Here is a 14,545-nt window from a genome sequence, read left to right on the forward strand (position 1 = left end):
TCTCGTTGGAAGCTGACGCTAATTCGAAGGGCCTCACACGAGGCGGCGAAGGACCATCACCTCCCAGGGCTGTAGTTCCTGCCCGGGCCCGTGATGGGCGGCCAAGCGCTGGCCCGGCTGATTGTGGAGGAGAACCTCATCCGCTGCCCACTCCTTGGCGAGCTCCGGCGCAAGCGTTACCGGCTGTGCGGAGCAGTTGGCCAGGACCAGCAGGCGGGTCTCGTCGTTGGTGCGGGTGTAGGCGAACACCTGCGGGTCCTCGGGAAACAGCAGGCTGAAGGCGCCGTCGATGAGGACGTGCTCTTCGTGCCGGAGCCGGACCAGACGGCGATACCAGGCGAAAACAGAGCCGGGGTCAGAGGTCTGGGCCGCGGCATTAAGCCAAGTGTGGTTCGGGTTCACCGGTATCCAGGGTTCGCCGGTGGTGAAGCCGGCATTCGGTGTCGCATCCCACTGGACTGGGGTTCGCGCGTTGTCGCGTCCGCCCACGGCGATGCCGGCCAGGAGTTCTGCGGCCCTGCTGCCATCACTTTCGGACAGTGCTTCGCGGTAGTAGTTCAGGCTCTCCAAGTCACGGAAGTCGTCGATGCTGGCAAAGGACATGTTTGTCATGCCCAGTTCCTCGCCCTGGTAGATGTAGGGCGTGCCGCGCATCAGGTGCAGCACCGTGGCGAGTGTGGTTGCGGATTCGTACCAGTAGTCGGTGTCGTTGCCGAAGCGGGAGACAGCACGGGGCTGGTCGTGGTTGTTCCAGTAAAGGCTGTTCCAGCCGACGCCGGCCAGCGCTTCCTGCCACTGGGCGAAGGAATGCTTCACCGCTACCAGGTCCAGGGCCTTGCGCGTGAACTTGCCACCGGAACCATGGTCCAGGCCCACGTGCTCGAAGTGGAACACCATATCCAGCTCCTGGCGCGCCTGGTCCGTGTACAACCGGGCGAGCTCCGGGGTTGCGTCCACCATCTCGCCAACAGTCATCAGGTCAGCGTGGCGGTGGGCGAAGACTTCGCCGTGCATTTCGTGGAGGTATTCGTGGACCCGAGGCCCTGACCCGTAGAACGGCATACCGTTGCCCCAGCTGCCGCCGTCGTCCATCTGCCCGTCCGGCAGGGACGGGTGCTTGGAAATGAAACTGATGACATCCATCCGGAAACCGTCGATGCCGCGGTCCAGCCACCAGTTCATCATCTGGTAGACGGCGGTGCGGACCTCCGGGTTGTCCCAGTTGAGGTCCGGCTGCTTCCGTGAGAACAGGTGCAGGAAATACTGTCCGGTGGCCGGGTCCAGTTCCCAGGCGGATCCTGAGAAGAAGGAACCCCAGTTGTTGGGCTCTGCTCCGTCCCGGGGGTCGCGCCAGATGTACCAGTCGCGTTTAGGGCTGCTGCGGCTGGAACGGGATTCCTGGAACCAGTCGTGTTCGTCGGAGGTGTGGTTGACCACAAGGTCCATGAGCAGCTTCATGCCGCGGGCGTGAAGTGCGGCGATGAGCTCGTCGAGGTCCTGCAGGGTCCCGAAGGTGGGATCCACTGCGTAGTAGTCGCTGATGTCATAGCCGTTGTCGTCCTGGGGCGAGGCGTACACGGGGGAGAGCCAGACGACGTCGATGCCCAGGTCTTCCAGGTGGTCAAGACGGTTGATGATGCCGCGGATGTCGCCCACGCCGTCACCGTTGGAGTCGGAAAAGCTGCGCGGATACACCTGGTAGACGACGGCGGCCTGCCACCATTCGTTGGTGGGCCGGAGGCTGGGGTGCCGCAGTGCGGGCTGGAGGATGGTCACTTGATGGCTCCGATGTTTACCCCGCGCATCAGGGTGCGCTGGAAGAGAAGGAAGAAGATCAGAGCCGGAAGGATGCCGGCCATGGATGCCGCTGCCAGGGCGGTGGGGTCACTCGTGTACTGGCCGCTAAGGGCGCCCAGGGACACGGACACGGTCTGGTTGGAAGCGCTCGGCAACAGGACCAGGGGGAGGAAGAAATCGTTCCAGGTCCAGATGAAGAAGAAGGTCACCAGCACGGCCAGCGTGGAGCGGGTGAGGGGCAGGACGATAAGCCGGAGGATCTGGAAGCGGCTGGCCCCGTCCAGCCGGGCGGCCTCCAGTACTTCCATGGGAAAGGACCCGAGTACCGAGGCGAGCATGTACGTTCCGAAGGCACTCTGCAGGACGGCCAGGATGATGGTCACACCGAGCAGGTTGTCGTAGAGGTTCAGTTCCCGGGAGAGGACAAAGAGCGGGTAGACCAGGGCTTCCTGCGGGATGGTGAAGGCGAGCATAAAGACGGCGAGGATCCACACCCTGCCCTTGATCCGGCCGATTCCGATGGCGTAGGCGCTGAGCAGGCTAAGCGTGGCGGCGATCAGGGCCACGCTGCCGGAGAGGATCACGCTATTGAGTAATTTCTGGTTGAAGTTCACGCCGATCCAGAAGTCGATGATCGCGGTGAAGTCGAGTTCCGTGGGGATTCCGATCGGTCCATCTGCAATGTAGTCCGCAGACGGTTTGAACGCGTTGATCAGTGCAAGCCAGAACGGGAAGATCATCAGGGCAGCCGCCCCGGCCAGGAGGATCAGGATGGTCCAACCGGTGATGCCGCGCCGGGACCTGGCGCTCCTGTTGACGCGGGGTGACTTCTGCCGTGGTTCACGTAGGGATCGGTCGGTGTCTGGGGCGGGGGCTGTGGTGGTCACTTTTCGAATCCCTCGGCGTTGCGGGTCTGGTAGCGCAGCAGGACGATCGCGATGATGGTGACGAGCAGCGCCAGGAGTGAGGCGACGGCGGCGCCGTAGCCCACCTGTGTGGTGGTGAAGAAGTTTGAGTACGAGAAGTAGGCGGGGACGATAGTGCTGGTTCCGGGGCCGCCCTTGGTGAGCACATAGATCGGGGCGAACACCTTCAGCGCGGCCACGGACGTAGTGATCAGTACGACGGCGATTTCCGGGCGAAGCTGGGGGATGGTGATGCTCCAGAAGCGCTGGAACCAGCCGGCGCCGTCGATCTCCGCAGCCTCGTAGAGGGCCGGGTCAACACGGGAAAGCCCTGCCATGAAGACCACCACGGTGTAGCCGATCTGCAGCCAGATCAGGACGTTCATGACGGCGAGCATGGCGGTATCGGAATCGCCCAGCCAGTTCTGCTGCAGCCAGCCGAGGCCCATTCCGTCCAGGACCGTGTTGATGATCCCGTACTGGGGCTGGTAGAGCCATTTCCACAGTACGCCTGCCACAACAATGGGGAGGATCTGGGGCAGGTAGAAGGTGGCGCGGAGGATGCTGGCGGCGCGGGTCCCGAACTTTGGCGCAATGTAGTCGAAGAGCACGGCGGCCAGGAAGACGCCCATCGCGGTGGGAATGACGGCCATGGCCACGATGAAGGCGCCGCTGTGCAGGAAGGACGCCCAGAACGCAGGGTCGGCCACCAGCCGCGTGTAGTTGTCCAGGCCGACGAATTTTGGGGTGCCCACGCCGCGCCAGCTGGTAAGGCTGTAGTAGAGGTTCATTCCGAACGGGATTGCCACGATGGCAATGAAGCCGATGGCGCCGGGCAGGAGGTAGATCCAGTAGCCGCGGGGGGTTTCCCGTGCGGTTCGGCACGGTGTTCTGGTTCCGCGCGGGAGCTTTCGGGATGGGGTGGCCGGTGGGGCCGGGGTGACTGCGGTCATGATGTGTCCTTTGGGCGATGTGGTGGCGCGCCGGAAATACCGCGGCCCGCCACCTCATCTGTTGGGGCGCCCTACTTGCTGGGTTTGCCCTGCTCGTACGCTGCCTTGATGTTTTCCACGGCCTTCGCCGGAGTGATGTTGCCCTGGACCAGGTCGCTGGTCTGGGCGACCAGGACGTCGTTGAGTCCTGCAACAGGCCAGTCGGGGTACCAGCCGAGGCCGCCGTCGTCGCTGTTGAGCAGCTCGTTGAACCGCGGGGTGGTGAGCTTGCCGATCGGGCTAGTGATGGCGTCCTCGTCGGCTGCGACGGGGACGGCCCCTTCGTTGCCCAGCAGGTTCTGGACTTCCGGGCTCATGGTGATCTCCATGAACTCGTAGGCGAGTTCCTTGTTGCGTGCCTTCTCGGGGACAACCCAAAGGTTGCCGCCGGAGCCGGGGTGCAGGTCCGTGGCGGGGAAGAGGAACTGGTCGAACTCGAAGTCCTTGATCTCGTCCGCGAAGCTGCCGGCCCACCAGGTGCCGGAAACGAAGATGGGGTACTGGCCCGCCACAAAGGCGTTGCCGGCATCCTGTGCACTGACACCGGTGGAGTCCTTGCTAATGTAGGCGCGCTCAGTCCAGTCCTGAACGGTTTCGGCAGCCTTTTCCCAGGCGCTCCAGTCCACGTCCCCTTCGAACTGCTGGTAGGCGGACCAGGCGTCCTTGTCCATGTTGGCCAGCGCGAGTTCATAGAGCAGGTGGGTGCCGGGGTAGTCCTGGGAACCAAGGGCCAGCGGGGTGACGCCTGCGCCGGCGAACTTGTTCATTGCCTGTTCCAGTTCCTCAAGCGAAGAGGGGACCTGCAGGTTCTGCTCGGCGAAGAGGTCCTTGTTGTACCAGACCGAAACATACTCGCCGTAGTTGGTGAGTCCGTACCGCTGGCCGGAGCCCATCACGCCGTCCTCGTAGAGGCCCACGTCCTGGGCGGTGCTGTCCAGGTCCCAGCCGCGTTCTTTAGCCACATCCGTCAGGTCGGTCAGGAGTCCGGCCTGGGAGACCACGCCGGCAGTGGCGTTGCCCTTGAGGTACTCCAGCACGTCGGGTGCATCGTTGGAGTCCAGCAGGAGCTGGCCTGATTGCTGCATCTGTTCGTACGTCTTGAGCTCGAACTCCACGGTTACATCGGGGTGCTTTTCCTCGAAGATCTCAATCGCCCTGTTCCAGCCCGTGGCCAGTGCGCTGTCTTCGTTTTCCCACCACCAGACTTTGAGGGTCTTTGCGTCCGGTTCGCTCTCCGGAGCTGCGCATCCCGTGAGCCCCATCGTGGCGATTGCGGTCGCCGCGAGGATCGCCGACGCCGCCCTCCAAGGTTTCTTCATGCCGATCACTGCTGACCTCCATTGGTCGAATAAGTTCCCGCCTTCGGGCTGGGAATTATTCTGGATCAGAACTATTAGGAGTGTCAATAGTCACTTTTCAACTAGATGAAGGCCTGATATCTTTCGTGACAGAACTAAAATGTCATGCCAAGATAGAGGCGTGAAGAGTCCCTCAACGTGGTCCGTTCCGCCGACAGATGCATCCCTTCCGGTAGCCATCGAGGTTCTCCGGAGAGGGCCGATCTCCCGCGCGGACGTAGCCCGGCGGCTTCAGCTATCCCCGGGTTCGCTGAGCCGTCTGAGCGCACCCCTGCTGGAAGGCGGGCTGCTGCGCGAGGTGGGGGAGCACAACGACGGCCGGGTTGGCCGGCCCACCCGGCTCCTGGACGTCGACATCGACTCGAAGCACTTTGTAGGCATGAAGCTGCGCGAGAACGAAATTATTGCGGCGCTGACAAATCTTCGGGGCGAGATCCAGGCCCACCGGACAGTCGAAATAGAGGACCAAGATCCAGAGTCTGTAATCCAACAGATTGCCCGGATGACAGAGGAGCTGGGCGAAGGTGTGGAGACAAGCGGAATTGGGATCGGCATCGGCGGTCTGATCCGGGACCGGGAATACGTGGTGGACGCGAGATTCCTGGGCTGGACTGAGCTGCCATTGGCCAGGTTGGTGGGTGAGGCCACAGGTATTCCCACCCTGGTGGACAACGATCTCATCGCTTTCACCGAGTATGAGCATTGGTTTGGCGAGGGGCGTGAGGACGACCGCTTCGCCGTCGTCACCCTTGGCTCCGGCACCGGGTTCGGGCTGGTAGCCAACGGCACTATCGTCGCCGGCGATGACTACGGTATTGGACTGGTGGGGCACTGGCCGCTGGACCCGACCGGGCCGCTGTGCTTTGCCGGCCACCGCGGCTGCGCCACGAGCGTCTTGAACTCAGATGCAATCGCCCGGCATGTTTCGGACGCGCTGGGGCACTCCGTGGATTACGAGGCGGCCCTGGACCTTGCGGAGGCGGGGGATCCGGCCGCAAGGCGGGTAGCGGACGACGCCGGTAGGGGACTTGGGCGCCTGATCGCCGCCATCTGCAACCTCACACTTCCGCAACGGATAATTATCGCCGGAGAAGGCGTCCGGCTGGCCTCCGTAGCGGCGGACGCCATGCGCGAGGGTATCGCCATGGACCGTGATCCGCGCGCCTCGACTCCGCCCATTGTGCTGGGAAACAAGGACAACGTGGACTGGTGCCGGGGTGCCGCCGTCCTGGCCATCCAGGCCTTCGTGCACGGCACCCTGCCGGGCATAGGACTGAGTGATGGACGCTCGCTCGCCTGAAGGGCTGGCATGCAGCCGGGGAGCCGTTGGTGGGCTGACTCCCCGGCCGCTCAGGTCATGATGACACCCATTTAGGGTAGTGCTTGGTCTCGCTGTTTGCTTGCCGCCTACTCGGCGAGTGCGGCGATCACCTGGGCGGCAACGGCCTCGCTCGACTGCGGGTTCTGGCCGCTGATGAGGTTGCCGTCGCGGACAACGTAGCTGCTCCAGGCCGGGCCGGACTTTACGATTGCGCCACGCTCGGCGAGCGTCGTAGCAACAAGCCATGGCGTGTACTCACCGGTCCCTCCCGTGAGCTCTTCTTCGTCGGTGAACACCGTCAACTGGCGGCCCGCAAAAGCAAAGCTGCCATCCTTCGAGGTGGCGCTCAGGAGTCCGGCCGGACCATGGCAGAAGGGTGCGATGATCGTGCCGGCGTCGTTCGCCTCGATCAGCAAGGCGCCTAGATCCGGGTCAGTGGCGAGGTCCGCCATGGGGCCGTGGCCACCGGGCAGGACAATCGCGTCGAAGTCGGCAACGCTGACCGAGGTCAAAGCGGCCGGCGTTTCAAGCTCTTCCGCGATGTCCAGGAGGTATCGCTCAAATTCATGAACCTTTCCCTCGTCTCCCACGATCTCCGGGTTCAAAGAACCGGGATCGACGGTGGGCTTCTTTCCGCCCGGGGTGGCAATGGTGATGTCAGCACCGGAGGCCTTGAGGGAACGGTGGGCCACCACCAGCTCCTCGGCCCAGAAGCCGGTGGGGTGCTGAGTGCCATCGGCAAGTTCAAGGGAATCGGCTGCTGAAACGACCATAAGAATGCGGGACATGTGGTTCCTTCGGGAGTGGTTGCTGCGTGCTGTTCGATGATGCCCCCACCCGCCCGCCCGGTGGTATCGAAAAAGTTCTGGCCCCTATTCGAATTCCTTGGACCTGTCCGTGCGACGATTACACCGATGGCCACTCACAACTTGGAGCACCTGCGGACCTTCCTCACCGTCTACCGCGTGGGATCGCTGACCGAGGCGGCCAAGATGCTGGGCATGTCCCAGCCCACCGCTTCAACGCACGTGCATTCCCTCGAACAGAATCTTGGGTTTAGGCTCTTTGAGCGCAGCCCTTCCGGCGTGACCCCGACGCCCAAGGCAGAAGGACTGGCGAAGGACGTGGGCCAGCACATCGATGCCTTGGACGACCTCGCGTACATCTCCGCGCTGTCCGGAGCCAACGAGTCCGTCCACTTGGGCGGACCCGCAGAGTTCCTGACTGCCATGCTCCTGCCCCACGCCCAAAAACTCACCGAGGCAGTCGGCGCCAGGCTGCGGATCCGTTTTGGGCTGGCTGAGGGCCTGCTCGATGAACTTCGGGCCGGCGACTTGGACATGGTGGTCAGCGCCGTCCAGCCGCGGGTCCAGGGGGTCACCGGAACACCGCTATATGACGAAGAATTCGTCCTGGTCGCAGCACCGTCCTGGCGTTCAAGCCTTTCGGCAGATGCTCCCGACGAGGCCGAATTGGCAGCCATCCCTGTGGTCGCCTATTCCGAGAACTTGCCTATTGTCAGGCGCTACTGGCGCACCGTGTTCGAACGACGTCCTGACAATCTACGGACCAGTTGGATCGTCCCGGATCTTCGTGGCGTGCGTGCCGCCATCCTTGCAGGCGCTGGAATGTCGGTGCTGCCCCGGTACCTGGTCGAGGAGGATTTCGCCTCCGGAACCCTTGTTGCCCTGCACGCCCCTGAGTGGGCTCCGCTGAACACCGTGTACCTGGCTACGCGCACGGGGGACCTCGACCGCAACCACCAGCTGCGTTCCCTCGCGTCCGCCATCCATCGACTGGCCGGCTCCTGATTGTGGCTGCGGATGATGAAAACGGTCGACGGCGGCGCGGTCTGAGTACTGCTGGGCGGGCTGACCCGGGCCAGCCGCATCTGCGGCCGGCCCGGATGCCTCCGTTCGTTGAGGGCGGTCAGTTCAGGTCGAACCGGTCCAGCTCCATAACCTTCACCCAGGCGGCCACGAAGTCGTTGACGAACTTCTCCCTGGCGTCGTCGCTCGCGTAGACCTCGGCCAGGGCACGGAGCTGGGAGTTGGAGCCGAAGACCAGGTCCACCGCGGTGGCGGTCCACTTCAGCTCGCCAGTGGCGACGTCGGTGATCTCGTAGACGTTCTCCTCACCCTCAGACGCCTTCCACCGGGTTCCTGGTGAGAGCAGGTTGATGAAGAAATCGTTCGTCAGAACCTGGGGCCTGTCCGTAAGGACGCCGTGTGTTGACCCGCCGACGTTGACGCCGAGTGCCCGCATGCCCCCGACGAGCGCTGTCATCTCCGGCGCGGAGAGGTCCAGCATGTACGCCTTGTCCAGCAGGAGAGTCTCCGGCTGGATCTTTACGCCTGGGCGCACATAGTTGCGGAACCCGTCCGCCCGCGGCTGCAGGTACTGGAAAGACTCGACGTCGGTCTGGTCCTGGGCGGCGTCGGTACGCCCGGGCCGGAACGGCACGGTGACGGCAAACCCGGCGTCCTTCGCGGCCTTCTCCACCGCAGCGCAGCCGCCGAGGACGATCAGGTCCGCGAGCGAAACCTTCTTGCCCCCGTTCTGGCCGGAGTTGAACTGCTGCTGCACCGACTCGATGGCCTGCAGCGCCGTCGCCAGTTTCTCGGGCTCGTTGGCCTCCCAGCCGCGCTGGGGCTCCAGCCGGATCCGGGCCCCGTTGGCGCCGCCGCGCTTATCCGTCTTGCGGAAGGTTGCGGCAGCGGACCATGCCGTGCCGGCGAGCTGCGAGACAGACAGGCCGGAATCCAGGAGCGCGGCCTTGAGGGACGCGATGTCCTGCTCATCGATCAGCTCGTGATCGACTGCCGGAAGGGGGTCCTGCCAGAGCTGCGCTTCCGGGACCCACGGCCCAAGCAGGTTGGGGCTGACGGGACCCATGTCGCGGTGCAGCAACTTGTACCAGGCCTTGGCGAACGCGAGTGCGAACTCGTCCGGGTTCTCCAGGAAGCGGCGGGAGATCTTCTCGTAGGTAGGGTCGACGCGCAGCGAGAGGTCGGTGGTGAGCATCGTTGGCCGGTGCTTCTTCTGCGGGTCGTGCGCGTCCGGGATGATCTGCTCGGCGTCTTTGGCCACCCACTGGTTCGCACCGGCGGGGCTCTTGGTGAGCTCCCACTCATGCCCGAACAGGATCTCGAAGAAGCGGTTGCTCCATTGGGTGGGCTTGTCCGTCCAGGTGACTTCGAGGCCGGAGGTGATGGTGTCCGGTCCCTTGCCGGTCCCGTAGCTGCTGAGCCAGCCCAGGCCCTGGGTCTCGAGGTCGGCGCCTTCAGGTTCGGGGCCAATGTGTGGATCGGCTTTGCCCGCGCCGTGTGTCTTGCCGAAGGTGTGGCCGCCGGCGATCAGCGCCACGGTCTCCTCGTCGTTCATTGCCATCCGCTTGAAGGTCTCGCGGATGAAGGCTGCGGCTGCGGCGGGGTCCGGGTTGCCCTTCGGCCCCTCGGGGTTGACGTAGATCAGGCCCATTTCCGTGGCGCCGACGTCCTCCGCCATATGGCTCTCGTCGACGTAGCGTTCGTCGCCTAGCCAGGCGTCTTCCGGCCCCCAGAAAATCTCCTCCGGCTCCCAGACGTCCTGGCGGCCGAAGGCGAAGCCAAAGGTCTTGAAACCCATTGACTCGAGGGCGACGTTGCCTGCGAGGACCAGCAGGTCGGCCCAGGAGAGCTTTTGGCCGTACTTCTGCTTCACCGGCCAGAGCAGGCGCCGGGCTTTGTCGAGGTTGGCGTTGTCCGGCCAGCTGTTGAGCGGCGCGAACCGCTGGCTGCCGTCCCCTGCCCCGCCGCGGCCGTCGTGGACGCGGTAGGTGCCGGCGGCGTGCCAGCTCATGCGGATCATCAGGCCGCCGTAGTGGCCGAAGTCTGCCGGCCACCAGTCCTGGGAGGTGGTCAGGACCTGGATGATGTCCTGCTTGAGGGCGTCGACGTCGAGCTTTTGGAATTCTTCCCGGTAGCTGAATGTGGGGCCGAGGGGGTTGCCGGCGGGGTGGTGGGTGTGGAGTACAGAAAGGTCCAACTGGTTTGGCCACCAGTCCGCGATGGTCCGCGGCCGGTGCGCCTTGGGCTGCGGCGAATCGATCGCCGGGTTCTCACTCTCGCTGCCGTGCGAGGTGGCGCTGTCGGGGGCAACCGGGAGCCCGCCGTCGGTCTTGGAGTCCAGGCCTGGGGCGCTTTCCGGGGTGGGGACCGGGGGCTGGTCCTGGTGATCCGTCATGTGCTTCCTTCCATATGGCCGAGGCCGAGGTCGGACTCGGGCAGCCGGTCTAACGCTCCCATTTGAACATAGACGGGTGGGCCGGGGGAGGGGGCAATCTTAAGGCCGCCAAGGCAAAAGGCAGGACGGCCGGCTGGTGTGCACCAGCGGGCCGTCCTGCCCCTATCTTTCGTTGTCAGGACACCGGGAAGTTACCTCGGCGCGCCTGCCCTTTCGCTTTCGCGGGCAGACCCTGGCTCGGGCGCCTCCTGGCTGGCCAGTGACTCCGGATCCGCCCGATGGGCTTCGAGGTCCTCGAGTGATTTGCCCCTGGTGTCGGGGGACAGGAGGGTAGCGAGGGCTGCGACGACGCAGATGCCGAAGGTGGTCAGCCCGATGACGAGGGGAACGTTCGCCGTCCCGGGGGGAGCCACCGCCGTGAAGATGCTCGGGAAGAACGAGGCGATCATGAGGCCAAGGTTCTGCGACACCGCAAACCCGGTCACCCGAATCCGCATGGGGAACTGCTCCTGGAAGAACGTGGCGAAGGTTGCGTTCCACATCTGGAAGAAGATGCCCTGCACAATCACGATGCACACGAAGACCAGCGCGAGGCTCTTTTGCTCGATTGCCCACAAGTATCCGCCCGCCAGGAGACCGCCGCCGATGCCGCCCGCCACCATCAGCATCCGCCGGCCGATCTTGTCGGACAGGCCGCCGAACAACGGGATGGTCGCAACGGCCGCAATGTTGGCTACGAGGGTCACCCACAGGAATTCGCTGCTGGAGAAGCCAATGCCGTAGCCCTTCTGGGTCGCATAGGACACACCAAAGATGAGCGTCGCCATGCCGATCACGTTGGTGAAGGTCATCAGGACACAGCGGACCAGGACCCACGGGTAGGAGCGCAGGAGGTCAACGAGCGGGAACCGGGGCTTGGCCTTGCCCTGCTCGGAGTGGGCAAGATAAGCAGGCGGCTCTTGCACACGACGGCGAATAACGTAGCCGGCCAGGATCACGAAGGCACTGAGCAGGAACGGGACCCGCCAGCCCCAGGCCTGGAACTGGTCGGCCGGGAGAAGGGCGGAGAGCGGAAGAAGGACGGCGGTGGCAAGGATCGATCCGACCTGCGTGCCCTGGAGGCTGAAGCTCGCGAAGAAGCCGCGCCTGGCATCGGGGGAGTGTTCGACGATCATCGCGCTGGCTCCGCCGAGCTCGCCTGCCACCGCGAACCCCTGGATCAGCCGGAGGATCACGAGCAGGGCCGGCGCCAGGATGCCCGCCTGGCCGTACGTGGGCAGGAGTCCCACCGCGAAGGTGGCGAAGCCCATCAACAGCATCGCAAAAACAAGCACCTGTTTGCGGCCGTGGCGGTCCCCGTACGCGCCCAGGACAACAGCGCCCACCGGACGGGAGACATACCCCACCGCATAGGTCGCGAGCGAGGCGATGATCGCCACTGTCGGGTTCTCTGTCGGAAAGAAGATGGCGGGGAAGACGAGCGTTGCGGCCAGTGAGTACAGCGCGAAATCGTAGTACTCAAGCGCGCTTCCGATCCAGCCGCTCATTGCGGCTTTCTTCGGATCCCGGCGTCCCCCGTCGGCTTCGAGGATGGGGCGGGTCTTCCCGCGGGTGGTGCTCATTTCGATGTATTCCTTCGTCGTCATCGGCAAGGAACCGGAGCTGTTCTGTTCCGGATGGTCAGCGTGACCGTGACTGGTTCGCGGGCTAGGAAAGGCCTTTCCCTTGAATCGTTTCATAAATGATATGGCGTGACGCCCGTTACGTCAACGCGAGACCGACAAGCTGGACCACAGCAGCACGGCGGCCTTCGACCCTAGTGGACGGCGCCAAGCTCGATGAGCAGCACGCCGCCGATGATGAGGCCGAGCCCCAGCATCATGACGGGGGTGATCCTCTCCTTGAAGAAGACGCGGCTTCCCAGCGCGGTCAGTGCGACACCGGCAGCTGCCCAGATGCCGTAGGCAGCGCCGAGGCTCATTCCCTGGTCCAGGGTCAACGTGAGCAGGGTGAACGCCAGGAAATACCCGACGCCGACAGGTATGTACCAGCGTCGCTTACCCGTGGATGCGACCCGCAGGAACAGGGTGGCGGTCACCTCAGTGAGGATTGCCCCTGCCAGCAGCAGCCACATCATGAGCTAACCATTTCCTTATCCGGTTCTTTCGCCGGCTCTTTGTGTGACCCCAGTTCAACGCAGAGGACTCCGCCGATAACCATGGCTACGCCGATCATCATCATCGGGGTCAGCGCTTCGCCGAAGATGAGGGCCGCCAGTAGCACCGTGAGGGTTACGCCCAGCGCGGCCCAGATGCCGTAGGCGACACCGAGGCCCAGGCCTTTACGGAGGACTGCAGCGAGGAAGCCGAAGGACGCGGTGTAGCCGACGACAACCACCACAAAGAAGGCAGGATTTTCCAGGGCCGCTTTCAGGGAAAGGGATGCCGTCACCTCACTCAAAATCGCGCCGGCAAGAAGAATCCACTTCATTCAATAAGTCCTTGAGAATCATCGGGGCTTGGTCCCCGTGTGTGCAACGGCGTGGACGCTGCTTGTGTTCCCTGGCTTCCGGCCCGGCACAGCCGGTAGGTGGCGGGCCCTTGGGCACGCGCCACCTACCGCCTGAGGTAAGCCGTCAGCCGTGAGCGCCGCTGATGGCCTCGTCCCTCGCCGCGTGACCGGCTCGAAGGGCGTCTGAGGAGACGACGTGGCCGGCCTTGATGACGATGCGTTTCCGGCTCCCGTCCCAAAGCACTGAGGGCTCCTCGAAGGGATCGCCGTCCAGTATCACCAAGTCCGCGCAGGCCCCCTCCACGATGCGTCCCAGGTCTTCCCGCCGGAGGAGTGCCGCGTTCGTTGAGGTGGCAGAGCGGAGTGCGTCGTAGACGCCCAGCACTTCGACCTGAAGGCGCAGCCCGGCCAGCTGTTCATCCTCAAGCTCACCCATGAGATCGGTGCCGAAGCCAATCCGGACCCCGGCATCCCGTGCCAGTGTCACGGCGTTCTTCCCCGCAGCCAGTACTTCCTGGTTCTTAGCGGCACCTACGTCGGTAAGTCCGATTTCGGCTCCGCGGCGGCCCATCGCATCGTACGTCACCAGCGTGGGCACGAGATAGACGTCGTGCTCCGCCATGAGCCGGGCGGTTTCAGCATCCAGCAGGTTGCCGTGTTCGATGCAGCGAACCCCGTTGAGCACCGAATGGCTGATGGCTTCGGGGGAGTAGGCGTGCGCGGTGGCGTAACTGCCCCGCCGGGAGGCCTCTTCGGTGACCGTGCGGATTTCCGCGGCGGTGTACTGCGGGACACGGATCGGGTCGACCGGGGAAATCACTCCTCCGGACGTCATGAGCTTGATGGCGGTGGCACCGGTCCGGAACCTGTGGCGCACCGCCCGCAGCAAGTCCTCAACGCCATCCACTACCTCGCACATATGACCGCCATGGAAGCAGCTTCCATCGTTCGCGGCGCGGATGTCACCGTGACCGCCGGTCTGGCTTAGCGCGGGACCGGTAAAGAAGTAGCGGGGACCGGGGCACAGTCCTTCCTCGATTGCAGCCGCAAGGCCCACATCACCCCCAGCCACGTCCCGCACTGAAGTGAAGCCCCGGCGCAGCGCTGCCTCAAGTCTACGGGCACCGGCCAGCGCGGAGTAGCTCAAAGGCCCGGTTTCGTTCAGTGCGGAGGTCAGGCTGAGCGCATAGGCGTGGAAGTGGGCGTCAATGAGGCCGGGAATCACCACCCGGCCGCCCGCGTCGAGTACTGGCTCGGAGTCGGGCCAGGCGCCACTGTCCTCTGTTGTGCCGCGCACGGCTGTGATCCGGCCGTCGCGGACAGCGATGGAACCTTCAACGAGAGTAGGGGATTCGCCGTCGAAGATCCTGGCGTTCCGGATGGTCAGGTTTCCCGGGAGGTTGGGGATCACGTGGAGTGTTTCCTTCCTGATGTCGT

General features: G+C 64.2%; 12 protein-coding genes. 2 read left to right on the forward strand and 10 right to left on the reverse strand.

The window, feature by feature from the left end:
* Nucleotides 1-33 precede the first annotated feature (33 nt).
* From V9L18_RS19165 to V9L18_RS19180, 4 genes are all read right to left on the reverse strand, one after another.
* Entirely contained in the window at nucleotides 34-1,776 is a 1,743-nt protein-coding gene (locus V9L18_RS19165; RefSeq protein WP_443197976.1) for a glycoside hydrolase family 13 protein, read from the reverse strand.
* A complete protein-coding gene (locus V9L18_RS19170) occupies nucleotides 1,773-2,684 on the reverse strand; it encodes a carbohydrate ABC transporter permease (RefSeq protein WP_337348744.1) in 912 nt (303 codons plus the stop codon). The genes V9L18_RS19165 and V9L18_RS19170 overlap by 4 nt, the downstream gene beginning before the upstream one ends.
* Nucleotides 2,681-3,655 (reverse strand): carbohydrate ABC transporter permease, encoded by a 975-nt coding sequence (locus V9L18_RS19175; protein ID WP_337348745.1) that lies wholly within the window; start codon nucleotides 3,653-3,655, stop codon nucleotides 2,681-2,683. Before V9L18_RS19175 ends, V9L18_RS19170 begins: the two co-directional genes overlap by 4 nt.
* Before the next feature lie 71 nt (nucleotides 3,656-3,726).
* Entirely contained in the window at nucleotides 3,727-5,013 is a 1,287-nt protein-coding gene (locus V9L18_RS19180; protein WP_337348746.1) for an ABC transporter substrate-binding protein, read from the reverse strand.
* A gap of 160 nt (nucleotides 5,014-5,173) precedes the next feature.
* Between V9L18_RS19180 and V9L18_RS19185 the strand changes: the two genes are divergently transcribed.
* Nucleotides 5,174-6,352: an ROK family transcriptional regulator gene (locus tag V9L18_RS19185; protein WP_337348747.1), complete on the forward strand. Its 1,179-nt coding sequence runs from the start codon at nucleotides 5,174-5,176 to the stop codon at nucleotides 6,350-6,352.
* Nucleotides 6,353-6,459: 107 nt separating this feature from the next.
* On the opposite strand, the gene V9L18_RS19190 is transcribed toward V9L18_RS19185, so the two are convergent.
* The gene (locus V9L18_RS19190) at nucleotides 6,460-7,161 is read right to left on the reverse strand and encodes a type 1 glutamine amidotransferase domain-containing protein (protein WP_337348748.1); all 702 of its coding nucleotides are present in this window, start codon (nucleotides 7,159-7,161) and stop codon (nucleotides 6,460-6,462) included.
* Between the two features lie 126 nt (nucleotides 7,162-7,287).
* Between V9L18_RS19190 and V9L18_RS19195 the strand changes: the two genes are divergently transcribed.
* A complete protein-coding gene (locus V9L18_RS19195) occupies nucleotides 7,288-8,184 on the forward strand; it encodes a LysR family transcriptional regulator (RefSeq protein WP_337348749.1) in 897 nt (298 codons plus the stop codon).
* A gap of 118 nt (nucleotides 8,185-8,302) precedes the next feature.
* Here the strand turns inward: V9L18_RS19195 and katG are convergent, their stop codons facing one another.
* The 5 genes from katG to V9L18_RS19220 form a co-directional block, all read right to left on the reverse strand.
* Complete coding sequence (gene katG / locus V9L18_RS19200) at nucleotides 8,303-10,597, reverse strand: catalase/peroxidase HPI (protein ID WP_337348750.1); 2,295 nt, start codon at nucleotides 10,595-10,597, stop codon at nucleotides 8,303-8,305.
* Between the two features lie 191 nt (nucleotides 10,598-10,788).
* Nucleotides 10,789-12,219, reverse strand: a complete 1,431-nt coding sequence (locus V9L18_RS19205; RefSeq protein ID WP_337348751.1) for an MFS transporter — start codon at nucleotides 12,217-12,219, stop codon at nucleotides 10,789-10,791.
* Nucleotides 12,220-12,413: 194 nt separating this feature from the next.
* Nucleotides 12,414-12,734 (reverse strand): DMT family transporter, encoded by a 321-nt coding sequence (locus V9L18_RS19210; RefSeq protein ID WP_337348752.1) that lies wholly within the window; start codon nucleotides 12,732-12,734, stop codon nucleotides 12,414-12,416.
* Nucleotides 12,731-13,087: a DMT family transporter gene (locus V9L18_RS19215; RefSeq protein WP_337348753.1), complete on the reverse strand. Its 357-nt coding sequence runs from the start codon at nucleotides 13,085-13,087 to the stop codon at nucleotides 12,731-12,733. Before V9L18_RS19215 ends, V9L18_RS19210 begins: the two co-directional genes overlap by 4 nt.
* A 145-nt stretch (nucleotides 13,088-13,232) precedes the next feature.
* Nucleotides 13,233-14,519 (reverse strand): metal-dependent hydrolase family protein, encoded by a 1,287-nt coding sequence (locus tag V9L18_RS19220; protein WP_337348754.1) that lies wholly within the window; start codon nucleotides 14,517-14,519, stop codon nucleotides 13,233-13,235.
* Nucleotides 14,520-14,545: the final 26 nt, after the last annotated feature.

This window comes from Pseudarthrobacter sp. CCNWLW217, assembly GCF_037203985.1.
Lineage (GTDB): Bacteria > Actinomycetota > Actinomycetes > Actinomycetales > Micrococcaceae > Arthrobacter.

Coding starts and splice junctions, on each gene's coding strand:
- V9L18_RS19175 (WP_337348745.1), bottom strand. CDS start 3,655: ATGACCGCAGTCACCCCGGCCCCACCGGCCACCCCATCCCGAAAGCTC.
- V9L18_RS19180 (WP_337348746.1), bottom strand. CDS start 5,013: ATGAAGAAACCTTGGAGGGCGGCGTCGGCGATCCTCGCGGCGACCGCA.
- V9L18_RS19190 (WP_337348748.1), bottom strand. CDS start 7,161: ATGTCCCGCATTCTTATGGTCGTTTCAGCAGCCGATTCCCTTGAACTT.
- V9L18_RS19195 (WP_337348749.1), top strand. CDS start 7,288: ATGGCCACTCACAACTTGGAGCACCTGCGGACCTTCCTCACCGTCTAC.
- katG (WP_337348750.1), bottom strand. CDS start 10,597: ATGACGGATCACCAGGACCAGCCCCCGGTCCCCACCCCGGAAAGCGCC.
- V9L18_RS19205 (WP_337348751.1), bottom strand. CDS start 12,219: ATGAGCACCACCCGCGGGAAGACCCGCCCCATCCTCGAAGCCGACGGG.
- V9L18_RS19210 (WP_337348752.1), bottom strand. CDS start 12,734: ATGATGTGGCTGCTGCTGGCAGGGGCAATCCTCACTGAGGTGACCGCC.
- V9L18_RS19215 (WP_337348753.1), bottom strand. CDS start 13,087: ATGAAGTGGATTCTTCTTGCCGGCGCGATTTTGAGTGAGGTGACGGCA.